Source organism: Gammaproteobacteria bacterium, from assembly GCA_029880545.1.
In the GTDB taxonomy this organism is placed as follows: Bacteria; Pseudomonadota; Gammaproteobacteria; order Acidiferrobacterales; family SZUA-150; genus JAOUOD01.
The window spans coordinates 1-23569 of the sequence record JAOUOD010000014.1 but is presented as its reverse complement, the minus strand read 5'-3'; the positions used below and the strand labels follow the sequence as shown (position 1 = coordinate 23569).

Below are 23569 nucleotides of genomic sequence, written 5' to 3'. Positions count from 1 at the left end.
GCCATGAACCAAACTGAAACCGGAACATATCGGATTGTCGTGGATACCTCGAAGCAGGAGCTGCACCTGTTCGCGGATGGTCAACGCATGAAAACCTATGCCATTTCAACCGGCAAAAACGGTATTGGCGAACTCAGCGGCAGTGAAAAGACGCCCCGGGGACAACATTATATTCGCGCCAAGATCGGTGCAGGCAAGCCTGCCAACACCGTTTTTGTCGGCCGTCGTGATACCGGCGAGGTGTTTTCCGAGACCCTGCGCGAAACTCACCCGGATCGTGACTGGATCCTGACCCGGATTATGTGGCTGTGCGGTTGTGAACCGGGTTTCAATCGCGGAGGCAATGTCGATACCATGCGCCGCTATATCTACATCCATGGCTCGCCCGATGCCGACGAGATGGGTAAACCTGGATCCCATGGCTGCATCAAGATGAAAAACCAAGATGTTGTCGAACTGTTTGACCTGGTACCTGCAGGCACCACGGTAACCATAGACGAGGGAAGCTAGAATGGCATTGGGTCCGGTAATGATGGATCTGCGCGGCACGCAGTTGCAGGAAGACGAGCGCGACATGTTGCGCCACCCGCTGACCGGGGGGCTGATTTTTTTCAGCAGGAACTTCGAATCAGCCCAGCAAATAGAGGAGCTGGCCAAGGAAATTCATGCGCTACAGAAGCGGCGCCTGCTCATATGCGTCGACCATGAAGGCGGCCGGGTACAGCGGTTCCGCGAGGGGTTTACCGTTCTGCCACCCATGCGCCGTTTTGGCGAGATATATGGTGAAAATCGCAAGCGCGCCAAGCGTCTGGCCGAAATGGCAGGCTGGCTCATGGCAACGGAATTGAACGCCGTGGGTATTGATTTCAGTTTCGCGCCCGTACTTGACCTGGATTTCGGCGTCAGCGAAGTCATTGGCGACCGGAGTTTTCATCGGGATCCGGACGTGGTCAGCGACCTGGCTCACTCACTGATTATCGGCATGAAAAAGGGCGGCATGGCCGCTACCGGCAAGCATTTCCCCGGCCACGGTGCCGTGGCTGCCGATTCACACGTGGCTCTGCCCGTTGACGAACGCTCCCTGGCCGATATTCGCATGGACGACCTGGTACCGTTTGAACGCCTGGTCGAGTACGGCCTGGCAGGAATCATGCCGGCGCATGTGCGTTACCCTCGCGTTGACGAGGCGCCGGCCGGGTTTTCCCGGGTCTGGCTGCAGCAGATCTTGCGTAAAGAGCTGAACTTCCAAGGGGTCATATTCAGTGATGACCTGACAATGGAGGGTGCCACCGTGGCCGGCGATATAGTCGCCCGGGCCGAGGTCGCCATCGATGCCGGTTGCGACATGGCTCTTGTGTGCAATAACAGCAACGAAGTCGCACGGTTGCTCGATGGCTACAGGCGGGAACCTGAACCAACCAGCATGCTTAGACTGGCTCGCATGCACGGAAAGCCTGTGCTGGCACGGACGGCGCTTGCCGGGGACCCTCGCTGGCAGGAATCCACTGAAGCCATCAGCCGGCTTGTTTAATGCTTTTACCGCGACGACTTTGGGGATAAAATTTGGCCCTTGCCCGCAATGCGGCAACCCGCAATCCAGAGAAAGAGGTAGTAACGAATTGCCAAAGATCAAACCCATCGGGAAAATGAAGCTCGAGAGCTTTAATAATCTCACCAAGACCCTGAGTTTCAATATCTACGATATTGCCTATACGCGTACCGAGGCGGAACAAAAGTCCTACATAGCCTATATCGATGAAGAATATAATGCCGAGCGCCTGACCAACATTCTGAAAGAGGTCGCGGATATAATAGGCGCCAATATTCTCAATATCGCCCACCAGGACTATGAGCCCGAAGGCGCCAGCGTCACCATGCTAATCTCTGAAGAACCGATTACCGAAGAACCGGAAAATCCCGAAGCGCCCGGTCCACTGCCGGACACCGTTGTCGCCCACCTGGACAAGAGTCACCTGACGGTACACACCTACCCTGAAAGCCACCCGGTTAATGGCATCAGCACTTTCCGCGTCGATATTGATGTATCAACCTGCGGCAAGATTTCGCCACTACGCGCGCTGAACTTTCTTATCCACAGCTTTGACTCGGACATTGTTATTTGTGACTACCGCGTTCGTGGTTTTACGCGTGATATCAAGGGCACCAAGCATTACATCGACCACAAGATCAATTCCATTCAGAACTTCATGGACAAGCAGACTCTTGAGCGCTACCAGGCAGTTGATGTGAATGTGTACCAGGAGAACATGTTCCATACCAAGATGATGCTCAAGGATATCGATCTGGATAACTACTTTTTCAATTTCCATCCTGATGACCTGTCCACGCAGGAGCGAAGCAAGGCCTCCAAGAATCTCAAGCGAGAAATGCTGGAAATCTTCTACGGCAGCAACATGCCGCGTTAGGCAACGAGAAGTCCAACCTGTTTTTCCGGTTAGCACTAAGCCCGGGATATGCCATCCTGACATATCCCGGTCTATCTCGCCCTTCACCCCAAGACCCCGCTGCTCGCAGCAAAAGCAGTAAATTTGTAAATTTTTAATACAATTCGCAATTTGTGCCAGCCAGGCACCATCATTCCTCCGACTTTGGCGATACCATAAAGGCGTTGACAGAGTATTCTGCATAAACCGAAAACTGTTAAATACCTGGTTTATCAACCAGGATCAGGGTGTCTGAATGGCTGGACATAAAGCGCTGTACAAACGTAATTTCCTGCTGATAGCTGTCTTTTCCCTCGCTGTACTGCTGCTGGAGTCGATGACGTCAATTTTCTTGTATCAAACGGCATTCCAGAAGCAGCGCGACCAGTTGTTGGCACTGGTTAAAAGCCAGGCCACCTTGATCGAGGCGGTAGCCCGGTTTGATGCCAGCTTCAGCGCAAGTGACCATGAAAAGGGGGCAACAGGCGCCACCCTTAGCCAGGTAAACGAGGCCCACCGAAATTACAGCGGGTTCGGTGAAACCGGGGAGTTTCTGCTGGCGAGACTGGAAAACGACAACATTGTTTTTGTCGAAAGAACCCGCCACAAGTCATCCCAATACCCGGACAGGATCCCTGTTTCAGAAAAGAGCGGGGCTGGTGCAACGTTACCAATGCCTGTTGAATACGCGCTATCAGGCAAATCAGGCACGGTTGTCGCATACGATTACCGTAACAAGGAGGTGCTTGCCGCCTACACCTACATACCCCAGCTCGGCTATGGCCTTGTAGCAAAAATTGATATGGACGAGGTCAGGCGGCCTTATATCCGGATGACGCTGTACGGGTTCGGCATTGCATTGCTTGTCATTGCCATAGCCTCGGCCTTGCTGTTTCGCATTAACAAGCCGATGATAAAACGCATTATCGACAATGAAAACTACAACCGCATGCTATTTGACTCGTCACCTTCGGGACTGGCTCTGTTTAACGAGCAGGACAGATTGATTGACGCAAACACTGCCATATTTGGAATTCTCGGTTATGACGCCAGTGACCAGCTGCAACTGAATCATGGCGATCTGTTTCCTTCCGGGTCCCCGGTTCTCGATTCTTCAGTATTCGCTTCAAAAAGTGGTTATGAGAAGGCTTTGTATCGAAAAGATGGCACAAAAGTCTTTGTCAGGGTATCAGCACGCTATATTGAGGTGAACGGCAGAAAGCTCCTGCTTGCAAGTATGGAGGATATCAGTCAGCGAAGACTTGCCGAGCAACAGGCTCACGAATCCGGAGAAATACTTCGCACCATTCTCGACTCCACGGGTGAAGGCATATACGGAGTAGATATGAACGGGATTTGCATTTTCGCGAACAATTCCTGCGCAACCCTGCTTGGATACCCGGATGCCAATTCAATTATTGGAAAAAACATGCATTCTCTGGTTCACAGCGCCGTCAACAAGGACAGGGAAGACATGCAGGACGAATGTATCATCTGCAAAGCTTCCCGCTCCGACGAAGAATCCTTGTCTGTCAACGGTATATTTCGACGCCGCAGTGGAGAATCGTTCCATGCCGAGTGCTGGTCTCAGCCAATGTTTCAGGACGGAAAGATCATCGGCACGGTCATTACATTCAACGACATTACTGAACGTAATATTGTGGAACGGGCATTGCGTAACAGCGAGGCACGATTGAACGAAGCCCAAAGGCTGGCCAAGGTGGGCGCATGGGAGCTTGATCTGACCAACAATAGGCTGGAATGGTCTGACGAGATATTTCGAATTTTTGAAGTTGACAAGGCACGTTTCGATGCTTCCTATGAAGCGTTTCTCAACACTATACATCCCGATGATCGGGACATGGTCAACCAGGCTTATACTGACTCCCTGGCCAATAAAGCACCATATGAAATAACGCATCGCCTCAAAATGAGTGATGGCAGGATCAAGCACGTCCGTGAGACATGCGAATCATTCTTTGATGTTGACGGGAAGCCAGTGAGATCCGTGGGCACAGTCCAGGATATAACCGAACAGGTACGCGCCGAAAAACAGATTGAAAACATGTTCAGACTGTCTTATGACATGGTTGGTTTGGGAAACATGAATGGCCGCCTGACCAAGATCAATCCGTCATTCCGGAGAACATTTGGCTACGATGACAAGGAAATTCTTGAAAGAAGGTTCATCAGCTTCATACATCCGGATGATGTTGCCTCAGTCAAGGAAGTTACGCAAAATTTAAGAAAAGGAAAACTCCAGCATCTCATTACAAACAGGTGCATTTGCAAGAATGGAGAGTATCGCTGGATAGAGTGGAACATTCATACCAGTCTTCAGGACAATCTGTTCTACCTTACTGGTCGAGACATTACCGACAGGAAGAAAACGGAACAGGAGCTGGACAAGTACCGCCATCATCTTGAAGATCTTGTCGATGAGCGCACAAACGAATTGAAACTGGTTCACGAAGAACTGGTGAAAAACGAGCGCCTAGCCACTCTCGGCCGCCTTACTGCAACCGTATCTCATGAGCTTCGCAATCCATTGGGCGCCATTAAGCCTTCCATCTACGTAATACGCAAGAAATGCGCTCATGGTGATGAACGATTGTTGCAGGCCATAGACCGGGTTGACCGCAACATCAGCCGATGTGATCACATTATAGACGAGCTGCTGGATTTCACCCGGCACATGACCCTGAGCCTGCAACCCGTAGCGCTGGACAACTGGCTGGGCTACATAATTGATGAAATGCAGATTCCGGAATCAATACCCGTCAATACCCAATACGATCTTGATGGATACCTGGCGGATATAGATCAGAACCGGCTGCAGCGCGCGGTAATCAATGTTGTAGAGAATGCGTGCCAGGCCATACAGGAAATGTCCGAGATAATCGGGCTAGGCTATGTACCGAAGCTGGGGATTGCAACAGCATTGCGTAACGACCGAATAGAAATTACCGTAACCGACAACGGCAATGGCATACCGGCCACTAACATGGAAAGGATATTTGAGCCGTTGTTTTCAACCAAGGGTTTTGGTGTCGGACTGGGCATGCCTACGGTCAAGCAAATCATGACGCAACACAAGGGCGATATTGTCATACACAGCGCGGAAGGAAAGGGCACAACTGTAGTCTTATGGCTGCCTGTACGACAGGGTCACACTGTCGCAGCCTGACACCAAAACAGAAAAAGGGCGACCGTAGCCGCCCTTTTACATGCCGTCAGGCGCGTTCCATGTAGTCGCCAGTATCGGTATTAACCTTTACCTTGTCACCGGTGTTCACAAATGCGGGCACAGTCACAGTGATGCCGGTTTCCAGCCTGGCAGGTTTGCCGGATCCGGAAGCCGTCTGACCCTTGATGGCCGCTTCTGTTTCCACGACTTCCAGGACGACGGAAGCGGGCAGATCCAGTCCGATGGGAGTGTCGCCGTGAAAAGTCACCACGGCGACAGTATTGGGCAACATGTAGCCCATTTGCGCCTCCAGATCCTCTACCGGAATCGCTACCTGTTCGTAGCTGGCGTTGTCCATAAATATCAGGCTTTCTCCATCCTGGTACAGGTACTGCATTTCCCGTGCTTCAACATGGGCCTTCTCAACCTTGTCTTCAGAGCGGAAACGCTCATGCAATTTGGAGCCGCTGGCAATATCTTTCATCTCCACCTGCATAAAAGCGCCGCCTTTGCCGGGCTTGACGTGCTGAATCTTGGCTACACGCCACAGCTTTCCGTTATGCTCAATGAGATTGCCCGGGCGAATATCAAATGCTGAGATTTTCATTAGTGTTTGTCTTCCGCTTTCGCTTGTGTAAAAAAGAGCGCTGATTTTATTGTTTGGATCGGAATTTGAAAAGCTCGCTGGTCGCCTGGATTCCAAAATCCAGGGCGCGGCCGGTGGCGGCGCCGACAACGCAAAAACCGTGCGGCTGAGATGAGACATATTGTCGGAATAATGTTCCTATATAACAATGTGTTATAGACTATATTTAATGTAAGATATCAAATAATCATGGCAAAACAATCCACTTTTAATCCCGCCTGTCGCCAATGCCCGCGACTGGACAAGTTTCTGACGGGTATCCGCCAGGATTACCCGAACTACCATGCCGCACCCGTGCCCCCATTTGGCGACCCCAAGGCCCGACTCCTGATTGTCGGCCTGGCGCCGGGCATGCATGGCGCCAATCGCACCGGCCGACCTTTTACCGGTGATTATGCCGGGATCCTGCTGTACCAGACGCTACACAAGTTCGGCTACGGGAACCTGCCCGAATCCATTGCCGCAGATGACGACCTGGTATTGACCGGTTGCAGGATTACCAACGCGGTCAAGTGCCTGCCGCCGGCCAATAAACCGACTACGGAAGAAGAGAAAACCTGTAACCCGTATTTCAAAGCCGAACTGGCGACGCTGCCAAAAAATGCGGTGCTGCTGACCCTGGGCAATATCGCTCACAAGGCGGTGTTGCGTGCGCTTGATCTGAAGCAGTCACAATTCCGGTTCGCCCATAACGCCGTACACAAGCTGGAGCAGCTGACACTGGTGAACTCCTACCATTGCAGTCGCTACAACACGCAGACACGGCGACTGACCGAAAAGATGTTCCACGATGTTTTTAGCAACATTGACAAAATCCTGAAGCAGAATGGTTGAAGCAGGGGATATCAACGCACTAAGAGAGATGGCCAAAATCATGCCGGCCTTGCCGGGCGTTTATCGCATGATCGGGGCTGATGAGGTCATTCTCTATGTAGGCAAGGCGCGCAACCTGCGTAACCGGGTGAGCAGCTATTTTCGCGCCAGCGGCCTGAGCAATCGCATCCAGTCCATGGTATCGCAAGTTGTCGATATCGAGATCACGGTTACCCATTCCGAAAACGAAGCCCTGATCCTCGAAAACAACCTGATCAAGTCGCTCAATCCGCGCTACAACGTATTGCTTCGTGACGACAAGAGTTATCCCTATATCTATCTGTCGGATCACGTGTTCCCCGAGCTGCGATACCATCGCGGTGCCAGGAAAGGCAAAGGCCGGTATTTTGGCCCATACCCGTCATCGTCATCAGCCCGGGAAAGCCTGCACCTGCTGCAGAAGCTGTTCCGTGTACGTCAGTGCCGGGATTCCTATTTCAGCAACCGGTCGCGACCGTGCCTGCAGTACCAGATCAAACGGTGCCGGGCACCCTGTGTCGGCCTGGTTACCGACAAGGATTATGCCGACGATGTGCGCCACACTACCATGTTCCTGGAAGGCAAAAGTCGCGAGGTGAACGACGAGATACTCCAGCACATGGAGCAGGCATCGGCAAACCTCGAGTTTGAACAGGCTGCGGTGTTTCGCGACCAGTTGGCGGCACTGACGCGGGTGCAGGAACAACAATTTGTCGGCACCGATAGCCGCGACACCGATATTCTCGCGGTTGCCGTTGAAGGCGGCCTGGCGTGCGTCAGCGCCAGCTTTGTTCGTGGCGGCCGTAATCTCGGCAGCAAGGCGTTCTTCCCGAAGTTCTCTGTTGCCGATGACAGCCAGGATCTGCCTGCCGACATCCTCGAGGCGTTTGTATCGCAGTTCTACCAGCAAAAGCAGGTGCCGACACGGATTATGATCAGCATAAACGTGTCAGACCCTGACCTGCTTGCCGAGGCGTTGGGCCAGCAAAGCGGGCACAAGGTTCAACTACTCGTCCCGGAACGTGGTGACGGTCGTCGCTGGATGCAAATGGCCCAGATCAATGCTGAAGATGCCTTGCGTCGGCGCCTGGCCACGCACGCCAGCCTGCGCATTCAGTTTGAACAGCTCACCGATGCCCTGGCGTTATCTGCCACGCCCGAGCGCATTGAATGTTTCGATATCAGTCACACCAACGGCACTGAAACCGTGGCGTCCTGTGTCGTATTTGGTCCTGAAGGCCCACTCAAGTCAGATTACAGGCGCTTCAATATCAAGGACATTCAACCCGGCGACGACTACGCGGCGATGCGACAAGCGCTTTCACGTCGTTATACGCGGGCCATGGACGGTGAGCATCCCGTTCCGGACCTGCTCTTGATCGATGGCGGCAAGGGACAGCTCGGCGTTGCCGCCGAAATCCTGGAAGAGTTGCAGGTGGTGGACGTTACCCTGGTAGGCGTGGCCAAGGGTCGGGAGCGTATTCCCGGCAAGGAGCGGCTGTTCTTGTGGCCCGCCAAGGACGCCACTATACTGCCGCCTCACTCTCCGGCTCTGCACCTGATTCAGCAGGTACGGGACGAGGCCCACCGCTTCGCCATTACCGGTCACCGGGCGAGGAGGGCGCGTAGCCGCAAGCAGTCTTCGCTGGAACAGATTCCCGGTGTCGGTGACAAGCGTCGCCAGGCCCTGTTAAAACACTTTGGCGGCCTGCAGGAAGTTGCCCGCGCGGGAGTGAACGAACTGGCCAAGGTGCCTGGTATCAGCCAGGAACTGGCCCAAAAGATTTTTGATGCCTTGCACGCCTGACTGCCGTCAAGCCGGCTGTACGTTCGCGCATCACAACAAAAACTGGGTGTAGACCAACGTGCTGCTAAACATTCCAAATATCCTGACGCTGGCCCGCATTGCCGCGATCCCGTTATTCGTGATCGCCTATTACATGCCCCAATCCTGGGCCAATGACGCAGCGGCCGGCCTGTTTATCATGGCGGCGGTAACAGACTGGCTTGATGGCTACCTGGCACGCAAATGGAACCAGGTTTCGCCATTTGGTGCGTTTCTCGATCCCGTCGCGGATAAACTGATGGTGGCTGCAGCACTGATACTGCTGGTTGCAGACCCCCAGAACCAGGCCATTTCCATCAGCCCTATGGCACTAAGTGTCGTCACTATCGTCATCCTGGGGCGTGAAATCACCATTTCCGCGCTCAGGGAATGGATGGCGGAACTGGGCAAACGCTCCAGTGTCGCCGTGTCGTTTGTGGGCAAACTGAAAACTACTGCGCAAATGGCCGCAATTCCGGTCATGTTGGTGGGCGACCTGACCTGGTTCGGTCATCCATGCTTTCGTACCGGGGAAGTTTTGTTGTATATTGCCGCCGCGTTGACGCTATGGTCCATGCTTGCCTACCTCAAAGCCGCCTGGCCGGTTCTGAAAGGGCAGTCGTAAACCGCAGCAAACGTGCTTGACAGTCAGGCGTGAATGCTTAGAATACGCGCCTTCGCGGGAATAGCTCAGTTGGTAGAGCACAACCTTGCCAAGGTTGGGGTCGCGAGTTCGAATCTCGTTTCCCGCTCCAGATTCGGAAATAGGGGAGGCTTTCCGCTTCCCCTATTTTTTTGAGTATACTTGTGAAAACACAGGGCACCCTGGCCGGGTAGCAAAGCGGTTATGCACTGGATTGCAAATCCATGTAGGTCGGTTCGACTCCGGCCCCGGCCTCCAACTCTTTCCGACCCCGACTTGCACGGGGTCCAGTCCAGAACACCGTCCGGGTCGGGCAATCGATGCCATTTCACCCGGGTTTTACTGGAACCGGCCAATCAGGCCCGGGTGGCGAAACTGGTAGACGCAAGGGACTTAAAATCCCTCGGTGGCAACACCGTGCCGGTTCGATTCCGGCCCCGGGCACCAATTAAAACAATCACTTACAGAACTTCTCAAAATCAGCCCAGGTTGGGCAAAATCTCGTGTAGACGTGGTGTAGACAACTATTTTTTGCATTAAATGCCATGGCTACCTATATCTGATATATAGCTAACTCGGCTTTATGTGTATGCATGTACGTCACTTTTATTCAGCTCATCCTGCATAATACTTTATGAGCTCAGTTTCCAGGTAAATTTATGTCTTGGTCCTGCTTTACTGAAATAATCGATATAGTTTCAAAAATTGCGACAACAATATTCGCAGGACTTGGTACATGGATAGCGTATCAAACATTACTAAGAACGCCAGTACAGGAAACAGAACCAGCGGGAGCAGAAGCAAAAGGTAAAGAGACAGCTATTCCTTCTGAATTATTGGTTTTCTCGACATCCACACAAACAACAAAACTTAAAGTAACTGATATGGGCTTGGAGTGTTATCTTGATGACAGACGGCCTGGAAAACAAAGCGGTCATCAATGGACACTAACGAAAGATCAGGCGAAAGAAATATTATCTTCTGGTGACTTCAGGATATACCCGGGATATAAGCTATACAGCGGTGTATTTTCAATAGGTCATAGAAAAAATTGGCTATATTCAAAAAAGCTGTTTCCTGAACCAGGCATTCTTGAGGCTGGGCTAGAAAAGATACTAAAAAGAGCAAGCATGTAATATAACTTCTATACACCATAGGGGATAGCTGACATTGATTAATAGAATTAAAATCCACGGCTACCGTATCTACGAGAGATTAGATTTCGAACCAAATTCAAAACTAAACCTGATCGTTGGTCCAAACGAGAGTGGTAAGTCTACTTTAATGGAGGCGATCACACTAGCTCTGACGGGTCGAATCGACGGGCGTAGAGTCTCTGAAGTACTAAATCCATATTTATTCAATACTGCAATAGTAGAGAATTTCGTAAAGAAACGAATTAATGGCGAGCATGCCGCTTTTCCAGAAATACGAATTGAATTGTTTTTCGATAATCGAGACGAATTGCAACAATTATGCGGGGCAATAAACAGTGAGGTACCGACTTTAGCGTGCCCAGGAATTGCTATGCGAATCATACCTAATCCTGATTATGCTGAAGATCTTGCGAAATGGGTCGAAAGCCCGTCAGAAATTCTTCCAATCGAATACTACATGGATGATTGGCGTACGTTTGCTGATAAGAAAATCACGAGTCGGCCTCGACAGTTATCAACTGCCATAATTGACTCCAGGACTGTGAGAACCACAATTGGAGTAGATTATCACCTACGAGACATTCTTGGAGAACATCTTGACCCGCCTGAGCGGGCCTCTATCTCACTTGCATATCGTGAAGTAAAGGCTTCAATGTCAAGTAACACACTCAAGTCTGTTAACGAACGTATTGGAAAACTTCATGCATCACTGCATGATAGACCGATCTCACTTGCAATGGATCAGAGCTCTAGAACTTCATGGGAAGCCTCAGTAACGCCACATGTAGACAAAGTTCCATTTTCAATGTCTGGGCAAGGACAGCAAGCAGCCATAAAAATATCTCTCGCCATGAATAAGCATTCTGACAGAGCCAATTTCGTCATGGTAGAAGAGCCAGAGAATCATCTAACTCATACAAGTCTTGCTACTTTATTGGCACGCATGCAGTCGCTTTCTGGTGAGCAGCAGCAAATATTTATTACAACTCACAGTTCATTTGTTCTAAATAGACTGGGACTTGATTCACTTCTATTAATGGCAATAAACGAAGTGAATAAATTGCCCGAGCTCAAACCAGATACTGTCTCATATTTCCAAAAATTACCTGGTTACGACACGCTTCGTTTAGTATTGGCCGATAAAATTGTGCTAGTTGAAGGCCCATCAGACGAAATAATTTTTGAAAGAATATTTCACGACATTTATAAGAAGAAACCAATGGAGTGTGGAATTGATGTTTTAAGTATGCGGGGTCTATCACATAAGCGCTGTTTAGAACTTTGTGCATCGCTTAATAAAACGGTTGCAGTTTTACGAGACAATGATGGCTTTAACCCAGATGAGTTGCGAACTCCAGTAAAAGAATGGCTGGCCAAAGAAAAACGCGAACTTTTCATTGGAGATGTAGAGCATGGAACAACGCTTGAGCCGCAACTAGCTAACTTTAATGCTGAAAGTGATCTGCGGGAGATATTGGGTATAGAAGAGCATGCTGACCTTGATAAGTGGATGAAGCGTGAGAAGACTGAATGTGCTATCCGCATAGCATCTTCGAATAAAACAATATCTCCACCTGATTATATGAAATCTGCAGCTGAGTTTATCCATGGCAAATAAATTGACTCTTGCGGTTGCTGGCTCACGTAAGACTCAAGGAATAGTAGAGCATTGTGCATCGCTACCACAAAACAAGCGTGCATTAGTAGTAACCTACACTCAGAATAATCAGGCAGAACTACTTGAAAGGCTCTCTGTTTATGCTGGAGACCACCCTGGTATTCAAGTAGTTGGTTGGTTTACGTTTTTAATGCGAGATTTTGCTCGGCCGTTCATACCTTTTAAGTTTCCTGGAAAAAGAGTAGAGGGATTCAACTTTGAGGGATATCCTAATCGCTTTGCAAAAGGAGAAAGGCGTTTTTTAGATTCAAAACACTTTGTGTATGCATGTGAGATAGGTCGCTTAGCACATGAGCTAATCTATGAAAGTAAAGGAGCACTTATTCATCGCCTTGAGTGCATTTATGATGAAGTATTGATTGATGAGGCGCAGGATTTAAGTGCGCATGATTGGGAAATAATTGACGTATTATTAAGGTCGTCATTAGATATACATATGGTTGGCGATATTAGGCAGTCGGTTCTAGCGACAAACCCACGAAGCAATAAGAATAAGAAGTATTCCTACGCTGAGGCAATCAACTGGTTTCGTGATCGAGAGAAAAGTGGCTTGTTGGAGATTATAGAAAATAACACCACATGGCGCTGCAATCCGGGTATCGCGGCTTTCTCAGATACGATATTTGACTCAACATGGACCTTTCCAACAACAGAGTCACAGAATAACATAATCACTGGTCATGATGGTGTATTTCTTGTGCACCCTGATCACGTTAACGAATATATTGCAATGTTTTATCCACAATGCCTGCGTCACAGTGCAAGCTCTGGAAAAGCATTTGATCTAGATTATATGAACTTTAAAGTTTCGAAGGGCTCTACACATGAGCGTGTTCTTATTATACCAACAGCTGGTATTGCTAAATTTATTCAGTCTGGAGAACAGCTAGAACCTGTACCGGCAGCAAGTTTTTATGTTGCGGTTACACGCGCGGCTCAAAGTGTAGCAATAGTTATAAATAATGGTGGAATATCATCATTGCCTTTTTGGCATCCAAAATAATACTTGGAGTATCATTAAGAACCAAAAGGGTCGGACTCGATTGATAAGAACCAAAAGGGTCGGACTCGATTGATATTGGCTAGAATTAATGCTTGTAGTGAATCACTAAAAAACGATCAGTGAGAATTTGTTCAAAACACCATGAATCAAAGACAAAGAACATTAGTAGCTTCGTGGTGGTTTGTTTTGGCGCTCCTATTTGGGGGAACACTATTTTATGAATGGGTGATATCAAACTGGAGTTGGCTATTTATTATATTACTAGCACCCTCGCTATTGATCAGAAGCCTATTGGGTGACGAAGCATATGGGTACGGCGAGCCAGGTGTAACGCTTGGAGAATACATAAAGAAATATCCAATATTTCAGCTATGGATAGCGATATGGCTTTTATGTACAGCTTTTATTCTCTATTATTTTGGCACTCGGGAACAAAGGATTGATGAGCACTCTGGCTTAATATTGATTCTATTCTTTGTGCCCCTATTTGGTCCAATTGTTGTCGCATCCGAGTACCAACGATTTGTACGACTAGGAAGTCCGAATAGTGGTGAACAAAAATATTAAGAGGTGGCAGAACATAGTTTTCGCGGGAGGATATCATGATCAGAGCGCTTTTTGTTTTCACCATGTTACTCGGCACATCCATTGTGCATGCATTTAATTGGAGTGTAAATGAGTACATAGAAAAATGCTCTATTGTCCACCAAAAGAATATTCAGCCAGAACAAATGGAAGTTGTTGGATACTGCATGGGCGTCCTTAAGGGTGCCATGAGCGGGATTTTCGTTACCAGAGCCATTGACACTGGAGAATTCATTTCGCCCTCATGCATATCGTCAGCGGAAGGCAAAAATACTTTTTGGGAAATGCAGAAGAATGTTCTGGCGATCATGCAGCTAAACGATAAGAAGCTGAAAGCTTCAAGCGAGCCAGATACGGCAAACGCTGCTGTAGTTAATGCATTATTTAGTCTATATCCATGCTTACTGAAAAGGCCAAATCAAGACGATCAATCTATATATTTGGAGAAAAAGAACGAGCTAGGCGAATGAAACACAGAATTCAGGCTAGCTGACAACTTTTTATTATTCGATTCTGATCTACCAGAACGGGATAAGGAAATATCTTTGAACAGGGCTTTTATTGTTTTTCTCTATATATCTCTCCTGACTGAGATTCTATTGGCGTTATTATTTATCGCAGCCGCGGGAAATGTCAGTTTCACTCTAATTTTTCCTCCAGACACTATAGAGACACCCAAAGAGGAGTTAAGGCGTCTATTTTATCTTCCCTTCATATTGCTTGGTCTGAGCGGCGGTTTTGCCTGGCTTGCATTCAAAACAACGCGCAAGATTCAAATTGAGAAGGGCGCAAGGAGAAGAGATTCAGCATCTTTTTATTGGCAAACGGACCAATGGAAAATCATTAGCATCACGCTGGTGTATTTGGTTTCATTATATCTCGTACTCGTCAATTTTTGGTAATGAAACACTCATACTTAAGCATGGCTTCACCATTAAGACGATAATATGGTGGATTTAGAATTCAGTTATTACCTAAAACAATGAACCTAGCGCAGAAAGAATGTTTTCGCACTGATAGACCATTATGAAATATTTATGGTCCTGAATAGATTGAAGTAATCAGAAATATCGGATTTCCTTTATGAAGGGTGAGGGCCAAATATTTTTGGAGTTATTGGCGCCTGATTCCAGCCAGGGCTCAATTCGGCTGGAATCGACCCAAAGCAGTCATTCGTTGTTGACGCGAAATACGAGATGAAGCATGAAATATAAATGTCGTGATTGCGGTTATACCAGTAAAAATGGTGATCCACTCACGTCAAAATGCGGAAACTGCGGATCAATATATATTTTTGCAGCAGAAGAAGGCGATACAGGGAAGCAAGCTAAGATAGCAGACAAGTGGAGAGCGAAATACGAGAGAAGCAATAAAATTATCAACGCTATCGGAGCAATAGTCGTAGGACTGCTTTTATATGGAGTGTTAGACACCTATCAGAATTGCGTAGACATGAATGACACCAACTGTCCAAGATATGGACGAATGCTGCTGGGCTTTGTAAAGTTTGTAGCCATGTTTTTCAGATAAAGGGAACATCATATTTTCATTATGCCATCGTGTCCTAATTGTAAATCTTGGCTAAAACCAGGACTGAGCCATGAAAACAGTACGTTCGTCTGTGATAGCTGTGGGGTGACTTTATGCGAGGATGAAGATGGTGCCAACTTAAGAAAGTTACGATTCGTTCTTGCGTTGCTTATCTTTCCATTCATCGCCTTATTCGTTGGGTTTGGAAATATTGTATTTTATGCAATAGCATTACCAATTGTATTTTTGAGCTACCTAGGCGTGTCAAAATACAAGACTGTTGATGATGGCCTTAAATGGGGCTCTGACAAACACATTGATATATAGATGACCACTTTGGGGAGATGTATCATGTGGCAGAAATCGACCCAAATAGGACAGTTTGTGGCTGTCCTGGATGGGTATACGGATATCAGACACAAGGAGGGGGGGGTCAGGGAGCCGACAAATTTTCAACAGTATACTCATGCGACCAAGATGTGTTTCAATAGTTATTCAGGTTGTAGGCGGTTGATTAATTTCCACTAACGACCCAAAGCGGGCATATAGATTTTGATATATGGATACAATAAAACTACCAGTTAGAGATATCTTTTTTCAGGTGGTATCGGTGCCTTTTCAGAACCCTGTTGCTTTTTTAAAGGTAGGCGCACCAGCAGTAATTAGTGGCACGATACTGATTTCTTACCATCATTTCTTCTCTTTTTCCTACTTGCTTGGTGCTGATAATGTTCTAGGCATGTTTGTATTAGCACTATTATGGTTCATTTTTACATTGTCTCTTCTTATGGCAATAGTCGGATGCCACAGAATTTTCATTCTTGGTAAAGATTATGTAAAAGACAGAAAATATATTCATTGGACGGGGAATGAGCTTGAATATGGTGCGTGGTGGATTTTGTTTATAGTTTTAGCAGCGATATTGTACCTACCATTTGCATTGATTTCTTTTTCTATTGATGAAGCAGTTATTGAACAAGAAAATATGTTAAATACAATAATCGGTTATCCCGCTATTATTCCAATATACTACATTATATCGCGCTGGTCTTTAGTATTGCCTTCATGTGCAATTGGAATTGGTCAACAAACTCCAGCGTGGTCATGGCGCTTATCAAGGGGAAATGGCTGGAGGTTAACATTACTGGTTAGTCTTCCCCCGATTATTACAGAACTAATTCTAGACCTATTTCCTGATAGTTTCTCAACTTTGAATTTATTGCTAATTGGGGCAACCTGGCTATTGCTTGGTATAATCGAGATTGGCCTTTTGTCACGCAGCTATTCTTTTCTAGTAGGCGAAAGAGAAGATAATAGTCATGTAGCTGTATAAGCCATGGATTAATGTCCGCTACTGGCCGATAGCGGACATATATGGGCTGGAGCGGCATGTTAAATTGCGTACAGTTATTGACAGAACTCCAAGGGAAGCGGCCGTTCTTTAAACAGACCGGTTTCAAACTGCTGCGTACAGCCCCTTTTAAAAGGACTTTCTTTTAACTGCACCTGGGCTCGGGACCGAATTGTCCAGGTGTGAGGTCGGGTCTCAAAGGTCTCGCTTTTAAAAGAAACCCCGAATACCGATTCCCCGACAGGATCCCCATAAAAGCCCTCAGCGTCGCTGTGTAGCTTAGCCAGTGAAATAGGGTGGTGTTTTCTCAATGCATCTGGGCCACCCATTAAAAGCACGAACTTGGCCCAATCGCCCTGGTCTGCAGCGTCCCGGGCCCGATCCAAAAGGGAGGGGTCCTTGTCGGATTCCTGGTCCTGCTTTGTTCTGGGGATGCGTCGCAGTTCACGCCATATGCCAACAGGTGGCCCACCAATCTGCTGAAATTGCCGGATACCCCAGGTTTTAGCCCAGGCATTAACACGCTCAGCACCTTTAACAGGGTCTTCTCCGTAAACTCCATGATCCAGATGAGCGCCGTCTATGTTCTTTGAAATGTACTTGGCAATATAACCGGTTGCCGTTCCTTTGCGCCTGTCGATCTCAACGGCTTTGAACCGATGCTCCTGCGCGCCTGGCTCGTCCGGGCTGTCCTGCAATGCGTAATGCCTGAGAATTCCTCGGACCGCTTCCCGGTGTTCAGACGCCATGAATAGCAGTAAATGCCAGTGGGGCGTGGCATCGTGGTGCGGTTCGGCGACCCGAAAGCCGTAAATGGGGATGCCTTGGCGCTTTAGCTTGGCCCGGATCCGTGCCCAGACCCGGCACAAGTATCGGTTCGCGTCCCGGGGGTTGGAGCCATCATGGTTCCGGTTACATACAGGCTTTAACCTTGCTGGACCGGTACCCGTTCCAGAACAGAACCGGTACCTATGCATGCGTCCCGGGGCTGTTAATGTGTAAAACTCTGCGATGTGACGGAGTGAATCAGCGAGTAATTCAAACCCGGCCATCCTGGCCATTAGCTCAGCCCGGCGAATCTTTGGGTTTGATGTTGAAAGCTCGGCCAGCTCTTCCAGTGTGTAGCACTGATCCAGTTCGTTGACGGCTTCCATCGATGCCAGCAGATCCCGATTATGGGCGTTTTGCTGCCGGCATCGGTAAACGGTTTCATCACTGGCGTAGATTTGCTTGTGAGCATGCACGAGGCCAAGCCGAATCGCGTGACCCTCGACCAGTTGCGCTCGTGTGGCCCGCAGTGCCCGGCGCCACCACTTCTCACAGGCAAGCCGACGAACCAGGCTTCTCAATACCCGGTTACGGTCAGGGAGCGGGGGACTAATGCCTTTCTCGGCTGCGTAAGCTATCTGCATGCTATAGGCGTGAACCAGGTCCCGGGATTGACGCCAAAATCCCCGGCACATCTGCGAGCATTGCCGCGCATAGGACCGGATATAATCATCATCTCCAGCGAGCAAGATATTGTGAGATCGGAAGTCGTTTCCGATATCCAGCATATACAGGTTCGCAGTCTGTCGCCCTTTGGTTTTAAAAAGGCGCTCATACTCCCGGGCGATATCCTCCCGGAACCTTGCCGGAGACCTGGTCAGAGCTCGCTCAATAAAGCCCACATCCCCTGGACCGCCCAGAGGGCGACCGAGCAGGGGAACCGGTATCGTCCGGGTTCCCTGGATCTGCCTGGGAATCGGGCGGGGGTTTAGATCGCTATATATCGGCCCCTCATCCATGCGATCCCCCGGCCTTGAGATCGCAAGTATTCATGCGGACCTGGCCCGCAATATATTTGTCCAGAGCTTCCTGAGTGTAGCGAACTGACCGGGAGCCGATCCGGACAAACGGGATCCGAGCACCAGCCCAGCGATCACGCTCCAAAAAGGCTTTGCTTACGCCCAGATATTGGGCTGCTTGTTGGGTATTGAGTAGTCTTGTTTCCATGTGTATTTCCTCATGCAGTTTCGAACATGAGGAAATATATAAATGTCTTTGAGGGCGATTGGAATGACGCCGCTACTAGAGGTATACCCGCGCTAGTACGGGTACATTTAGGCGAGCATGATAACTATTTCAGATTAAATTGTTTCTTGTATATCCCAATCCATTTCTCGAGACGTTTTTCCGGGTCATCTGTGCTTATTAGGTCTTTTAGATCGTCCGGGACAGTCTTCCATATTTTTATAGCAGCTTGTCTGACACTTATATTCTTATGCCTTTCCAGCCATTCACTTATGACATAGCCCCTTAAAGGCTTATAGTTCTCTGCCCGTTTTTTTCCTCCTCGGCTCGGACCACTTGTCAATTTATCTAATCTGTCAATATGTTCTATCATATCCTCGGTATATTGCAGTCCTTCTGCAATAGCGATTGCATCAGTTGCTTCAGACAGGAGTATTCCACAGGAATCAATCGCATCAAGTTCGTGACCGATGTCTTGCTCTTCAGATGAGACTTGAGAAATATTCCAATGTGCCTCAGCAATCTTTGCCAGCGCGATTACTGCGAGCATCTCCGGCCATGTCGGATGCTTTAGGGATTCTTCACTAACAAGATCGTATTCACCAATTATCATGTGAACAAAATCATACGCCACTGAATATTGCGCATCACCCTCTAAGTAATGTTTATGCAACTCATAATCTGGTTGACCATCATTCTCTAGCGCTTCCATCTTCCAGGGACCGCATTCGTCATACATTGCTTCGAGAATATCGTAAGCATTAAGTATGAATTCTTTGTTTCGACTCATCAGAACAGTGCGAGCTCTCTTTGCAACAAACCCGAAATGATCTTCAAAATAATCGGGCATCGGACCTGATTTCGGATCGAAGTAATCAAATATTTCATACAACAACATACAAATACTCCTTGGCTCCCAGATAACCACTTGAGCCAATTTCAAACCCCCAATTGCCGCTTCTGAAGCTAGATCGAAGGTCAATTGAAGCTATTTTGAAGGTCAATTGAAGGTATTTTGAAGCTACTTTGAAGGTATTCCACGGTTGTTTTACTGTTTAGTTGCTTCAATATCACGAATAAACTTCACATTATCCTTGTCAGACTTTGATAGTTTCACGTTCTTATTTGTAGCACTGTAACCCGGAAACAATTCTGTGAAGTAAGCCCGCAATTCTTCAGTTTTAAACGCATAGTTATGCCGGGCAAAGATGGCATTCCTCAGTTTCTGTAACTGCTCTTTATTGAAGAAATTCAGTTGTTCTTTTGTGTTGTTTCCCTCATACCGAAGTATTACTCCCGGGTCTTCATAGAGCGCATTAGTCAACGTATTAAAATTATGGCCCTCAATAGAATATTTTCTGGTACCCGATAGCTCGTATAGCGCCTCTGCCATTTTCCGTTGCTCGTCAAAATGTGAGTGAATATCGAGGGGCATAAAACCATTTTTTGCTCTCTTTGCGACATAGACGGCTTCATGGTGGCCTTGTTTATACGCGTATTTTATGGGTGGCCACCCGTCAAACAAGTTGCTTATAAATAGCGTTTCAATCTTCGCGCCGTGTCCAATTAATATTCTCGCCATTTCCGCCTTTCCTGTCCTGATAGCAATATCAAGAGGCGTCCACAAACGATAATCTTTGGCATTGATATCCGCGCCGTTCTTGAGAAACAGGCGCACCAGTTTGGCGTCTCCTTTGTGGACGGCGGCAGTAACAGGTGGATCGACTTCTATATTTTTCGGATCTCTTTTCGCGCGCACATCCAGGCCGCCATCTATTAAGAGTTTCGCTATCTGGTATGCATTCTTCTTTGTGCCCGACATGGCATACGCTAGCGTGGTATTGCCAGCGTTAGTGCTGTGATTTACATCCGCACCTGCTGAAACAAGTGCTTTTATGATTCCTGGATTCCCTTTACGGGCCGCGTAGATGATTGCCGAACCGCCTTTTTCGGTTGTGAAGTTTATGTCTATCTTTCCTGAATCCAGTATCTTTGCTACTGCTTCATAATCGTCTTTTTCGATCGCATTGATTAATGAATTCCTGGTGACCGCTTTATCAAGCTCACTATCAAATACAGATTCATAGCCAGCTTGAGAAGTTGCTATTGGAAAGCAAAAAAACAGTGTAACGAGTAGCCGAATGGGGGCTTTTAGCATGCTTTTGTTTCCTCGCTGTTCTTGTCATTGCAATGCTCAACAATAAAGTCCGTTATCCGTTGCATCGGCTCACGCAACCGGTCCACGTTCGAGACGATATATCCGGCCGTGACGTCGTTCGGATCCTTGTGATTCAGCAACCTTTTCAGCGCATAACCCGCGATATCCAAGCTTTCGGCAATGGTGATAAAGGTCCGGCGCAGGTCATGGAGGGTAAACGGCACCCCGGACAGCTCCGACACCCGGCTGACGGCGGTCCTGGGCTCAATCATATGGCCCCGGGCGGTATTGCTGGGGAATACAAATATCGACGTTGCGCCGTCATGGCGTCGTTTCAGCAGGTCGAACAAATAATCCGACAAGGGCAGGGTATGGATCTGCTTGTTTTTGGTTTCCTTGATCGTGAACGTTCTGTCTTTAAAGTCGAGATCATTCCATTTCAGCCCGGCGGCTTCGGACCGGCGCAGCCCGGTGAACAGCAGGAACCGCAAATAGTCCTGGGTGGTCTGGTTGTTGAGCTGTTCCGTGGCCGCATACCAGTCGCCCAGCTGGTGGGCCTTGATCAAGGTCTGACGCGGTTTGACCTCGTACCAGCCCCGATTCTGGCTGATCCGATCGATTGGGTTCACCGTAATAATGGGGTTGCCGTTCTCGTCCTCGTACTTGGCCTGGGCGTGGTTAAAGATGGCACGCAGCAGGCGCATGGCATTGTTCGCGCGGGCAGGGGAGCGCTGCCCCAATTCCCGATGACGCAGTTCCACCATATCCTTGGTGATATTGGCCAGCGCCCGATTCTGCCAGTCTTTAAACGGTCCTTCGATCGAGCGCGTGTAATCGTGAATCGTTAGCGGTTTGAGGTCCTTGCGGGTCTGCAGGTAGCTGTCAAAGGCTTCCTTGAGCGTTACACCCCGGGCCCGCTTGGCCTGCTTCTCCTTGATCGGGTCCTTGCCAGTGGCGACTTCACCCAGGAGCTTCTGGGCCTCGATGCGGGCTTGCTCCACCGTGAGGTGGCCGTACCGGCCCAGGGTGATGCGTTTGACCTTTCCGGCGATGCGTTTCTCGACAATAAAGGACTTGGCCCCGCCCGAAGTAATTCGCAGCCCAAAGCCGGGGAGCGCGCTGTCCCGAAAAAACCTTTGCGTCTTCTTGCCACCAGGCCCTGGGGCTGGTGTAGACAGCGTGTCGACAAAACTTTTGTTGAGTCGTTTGGTGGCCAATTTGGATCCTTCGCGTCTTGGTGTAGACACAGTGTAGACACTTGAGGTCCAACTCTAGCGAATAACCACTAATTTTGTCAAACAATAGCGCAAGGGAAAGGAGACTATCTTATTGTTTTTAAAGGAAGTTAAAAAAACTGCTAACAGGCGAAAATTAAGACACAAATAGCTTAAAATCCCTCGGTGGAAACACCGTGCCGGTTCGATTCCGGCCCCGGGCACCAATATTCTTATAAAGATTTTCTGGATGCCCGGAATGATTCAGCCGGACCAAATGACCGCGCAGCAGGGCGGGCTTACATCTGCGCGCCGGAGCTACGCAGTAAGTCTACGGCCCGCGTATAGCCCTTTTGCGTTGCAAAATTCAACGCAGTCTTGCCGTCCTTGTCCTTCGCATGAATATCGGCACCACGGTCAATCAGCAGCTGAATAATATCGCCGAACCCCTTGTATGAAGCGAACATAAGCGGCGTCTGACCGGAAGGTGTTCGAATATTGACGTTAACGCCCTGGTCCAGAATGGCCTTGACGGTAGACAGGCGACCTTTTGAAATTGCGCCGTATAACGCCGAGCCACCAGGACCACGATCCGTCTGGCTGCGAGTCTGTTCAAGCCCCGTTGGCAGTTTGAACGCATGGTTGGCCAGGGACACGATGACCATCGCAACCAGCGCAAACAACATAACGTTCTGATTCACGTTCATTTCACTGGCCATATGCTCGGGAAGATTGGCGCCCACCGCCAATACGACAACAACCAGAACAAGGGCAAATTTCAGGTACTTGATCAGCGAAACACCGACAATTCCCATCAATGCCGCGAGCAGGTAACGTTTGTCAAAGTTGATTTCGAATGTATCGGGCAGGTTTGCAGCGACACTCATCAGTGTCACCATGAGTACCATGCCGATATCGCCAAGCCTGGATCCGGTTTGAGCAGAATTGTGAATTTTCTTTGTAGCCATTGATCGGGTCATCCTGTCCTGTTGTAGTTGTAACTTCTTCCCATGACCGTGCGAGGTGAGACCCATGATACCACCCCGATATCACGAACCGCGTAGTTATCTTTTTCTATATTGATAATAAAGAACCTGACATTTGTCAAAATACCAATTGAAAAATAACGTAACTTTTTACGTGTGAAACTAATTTGACATAATATACATTATGCGCAGTTGCACCTGGCCATGGAACGAACCGCAGGCGCTAGGATACCCGATAAATTGAATAATATCCGTAGCTTGCTGTAGGATGTTCATGTATTCAGCGTGCCCGTATGC

Annotated in this window: 20 protein-coding genes and 3 tRNA genes; 16 read left to right on the top strand and 7 right to left on the bottom strand. The window is 48.6% G+C overall.

The annotated features are described in order from the left end of the window. Positions 1 to 3 precede the first annotated feature (3 nt). From OEZ10_13600 to OEZ10_13585, 4 genes are all read left to right on the top strand, one after another. Positions 4 to 510 carry a L,D-transpeptidase gene (locus OEZ10_13600; GenBank protein MDH5634006.1) on the top strand — a complete coding sequence of 169 codons (507 nt, stop codon included), beginning with the start codon at positions 4 to 6 and terminating at the stop codon, positions 508 to 510. Between the two features lie 19 nt (positions 511 to 529). Next, a complete protein-coding gene (nagZ, locus tag OEZ10_13595; GenBank protein MDH5634005.1) occupies positions 530 to 1531 on the top strand; it encodes a beta-N-acetylhexosaminidase in 1002 nt (333 codons plus the stop codon). 115 nt (positions 1532 to 1646) lie between these two features. Further along, the gene (speD, locus tag OEZ10_13590; GenBank protein ID MDH5634004.1) at positions 1647 to 2426 is read left to right on the top strand and encodes an adenosylmethionine decarboxylase; all 780 of its coding nucleotides are present in this window, start codon (positions 1647 to 1649) and stop codon (positions 2424 to 2426) included. A gap of 274 nt (positions 2427 to 2700) precedes the next feature. Continuing rightward, positions 2701 to 5631, top strand: coding sequence for a PAS domain S-box protein (locus OEZ10_13585; protein ID MDH5634003.1), 2931 nt, complete (start codon positions 2701 to 2703; stop codon positions 5629 to 5631). Between the two features lie 46 nt (positions 5632 to 5677). Here the strand turns inward: OEZ10_13585 and efp are convergent, their stop codons facing one another. Further along, positions 5678 to 6238 carry an elongation factor P gene (efp, locus tag OEZ10_13580; GenBank protein MDH5634002.1) on the bottom strand — a complete coding sequence of 187 codons (561 nt, stop codon included), beginning with the start codon at positions 6236 to 6238 and terminating at the stop codon, positions 5678 to 5680. A 228-nt stretch (positions 6239 to 6466) separates the two neighbouring features. Between efp and OEZ10_13575 the strand changes: the two genes are divergently transcribed. From OEZ10_13575 to OEZ10_13520, 12 genes are all read left to right on the top strand, one after another. After that, on the top strand, positions 6467 to 7111 hold the full coding sequence (locus OEZ10_13575) for a uracil-DNA glycosylase (protein ID MDH5634001.1): 645 nt from the start codon (positions 6467 to 6469) through the stop codon (positions 7109 to 7111). After that, positions 7104 to 8936 (top strand): excinuclease ABC subunit UvrC, encoded by a 1833-nt coding sequence (gene uvrC / locus OEZ10_13570; protein MDH5634000.1) that lies wholly within the window; start codon positions 7104 to 7106, stop codon positions 8934 to 8936. Before OEZ10_13575 ends, uvrC begins: the two co-directional genes overlap by 8 nt. 61 nt (positions 8937 to 8997) lie before the next feature. After that, positions 8998 to 9579 carry a CDP-diacylglycerol--glycerol-3-phosphate 3-phosphatidyltransferase gene (pgsA, locus tag OEZ10_13565; protein MDH5633999.1) on the top strand — a complete coding sequence of 194 codons (582 nt, stop codon included), beginning with the start codon at positions 8998 to 9000 and terminating at the stop codon, positions 9577 to 9579. A gap of 54 nt (positions 9580 to 9633) precedes the next feature. Beyond that, positions 9634 to 9709, top strand: a tRNA-Gly gene (locus tag OEZ10_13560). Between the two features lie 72 nt (positions 9710 to 9781). Next, positions 9782 to 9855: transfer RNA gene (locus OEZ10_13555), tRNA-Cys, on the top strand. Between the two features lie 102 nt (positions 9856 to 9957). Further along, positions 9958 to 10044, top strand: a tRNA-Leu gene (locus OEZ10_13550). A gap of 212 nt (positions 10045 to 10256) precedes the next feature. Next, complete coding sequence (locus OEZ10_13545; protein MDH5633998.1) at positions 10257 to 10733, top strand: hypothetical protein; 477 nt, start codon at positions 10257 to 10259, stop codon at positions 10731 to 10733. 34 nt (positions 10734 to 10767) lie between these two features. Then, positions 10768 to 12372 (top strand): ATP-dependent endonuclease, encoded by a 1605-nt coding sequence (locus OEZ10_13540; protein MDH5633997.1) that lies wholly within the window; start codon positions 10768 to 10770, stop codon positions 12370 to 12372. Next, on the top strand, positions 12362 to 13435 hold the full coding sequence (locus OEZ10_13535; protein ID MDH5633996.1) for a UvrD-helicase domain-containing protein: 1074 nt from the start codon (positions 12362 to 12364) through the stop codon (positions 13433 to 13435). The genes OEZ10_13540 and OEZ10_13535 overlap by 11 nt, the downstream gene beginning before the upstream one ends. A 602-nt stretch (positions 13436 to 14037) precedes the next feature. Further along, positions 14038 to 14490 (top strand): hypothetical protein, encoded by a 453-nt coding sequence (locus OEZ10_13530; GenBank protein MDH5633995.1) that lies wholly within the window; start codon positions 14038 to 14040, stop codon positions 14488 to 14490. 733 nt (positions 14491 to 15223) lie between these two features. After that, positions 15224 to 15550 carry a hypothetical protein gene (locus OEZ10_13525; GenBank protein MDH5633994.1) on the top strand — a complete coding sequence of 109 codons (327 nt, stop codon included), beginning with the start codon at positions 15224 to 15226 and terminating at the stop codon, positions 15548 to 15550. Between the two features lie 559 nt (positions 15551 to 16109). Continuing rightward, positions 16110 to 16883, top strand: coding sequence for a hypothetical protein (locus OEZ10_13520; GenBank protein MDH5633993.1), 774 nt, complete (start codon positions 16110 to 16112; stop codon positions 16881 to 16883). 74 nt (positions 16884 to 16957) lie between these two features. On the opposite strand, the gene OEZ10_13515 is transcribed toward OEZ10_13520, so the two are convergent. The 6 genes from OEZ10_13515 to OEZ10_13490 all read right to left on the bottom strand — a co-directional run bounded on the left by OEZ10_13515 (position 16958) and on the right by OEZ10_13490 (position 23254). After that, the gene (locus tag OEZ10_13515) at positions 16958 to 18364 is read right to left on the bottom strand and encodes a replication endonuclease (GenBank protein MDH5633992.1); all 1407 of its coding nucleotides are present in this window, start codon (positions 18362 to 18364) and stop codon (positions 16958 to 16960) included. A 316-nt stretch (positions 18365 to 18680) separates the two neighbouring features. Beyond that, complete coding sequence (locus OEZ10_13510; protein ID MDH5633991.1) at positions 18681 to 18896, bottom strand: helix-turn-helix domain-containing protein; 216 nt, start codon at positions 18894 to 18896, stop codon at positions 18681 to 18683. A 124-nt stretch (positions 18897 to 19020) separates the two neighbouring features. Next, positions 19021 to 19812 (bottom strand): hypothetical protein, encoded by a 792-nt coding sequence (locus tag OEZ10_13505; GenBank protein MDH5633990.1) that lies wholly within the window; start codon positions 19810 to 19812, stop codon positions 19021 to 19023. Between the two features lie 150 nt (positions 19813 to 19962). Then, positions 19963 to 21072, bottom strand: a complete 1110-nt coding sequence (locus tag OEZ10_13500) for an ankyrin repeat domain-containing protein (protein ID MDH5633989.1) — start codon at positions 21070 to 21072, stop codon at positions 19963 to 19965. Next, positions 21066 to 22289: a site-specific integrase gene (locus OEZ10_13495; GenBank protein MDH5633988.1), complete on the bottom strand. Its 1224-nt coding sequence runs from the start codon at positions 22287 to 22289 to the stop codon at positions 21066 to 21068. The genes OEZ10_13500 and OEZ10_13495 overlap by 7 nt, the downstream gene beginning before the upstream one ends. A 296-nt stretch (positions 22290 to 22585) precedes the next feature. Continuing rightward, positions 22586 to 23254, bottom strand: a complete 669-nt coding sequence (locus OEZ10_13490; protein ID MDH5633987.1) for an ankyrin repeat domain-containing protein — start codon at positions 23252 to 23254, stop codon at positions 22586 to 22588. Positions 23255 to 23569: the final 315 nt, after the last annotated feature.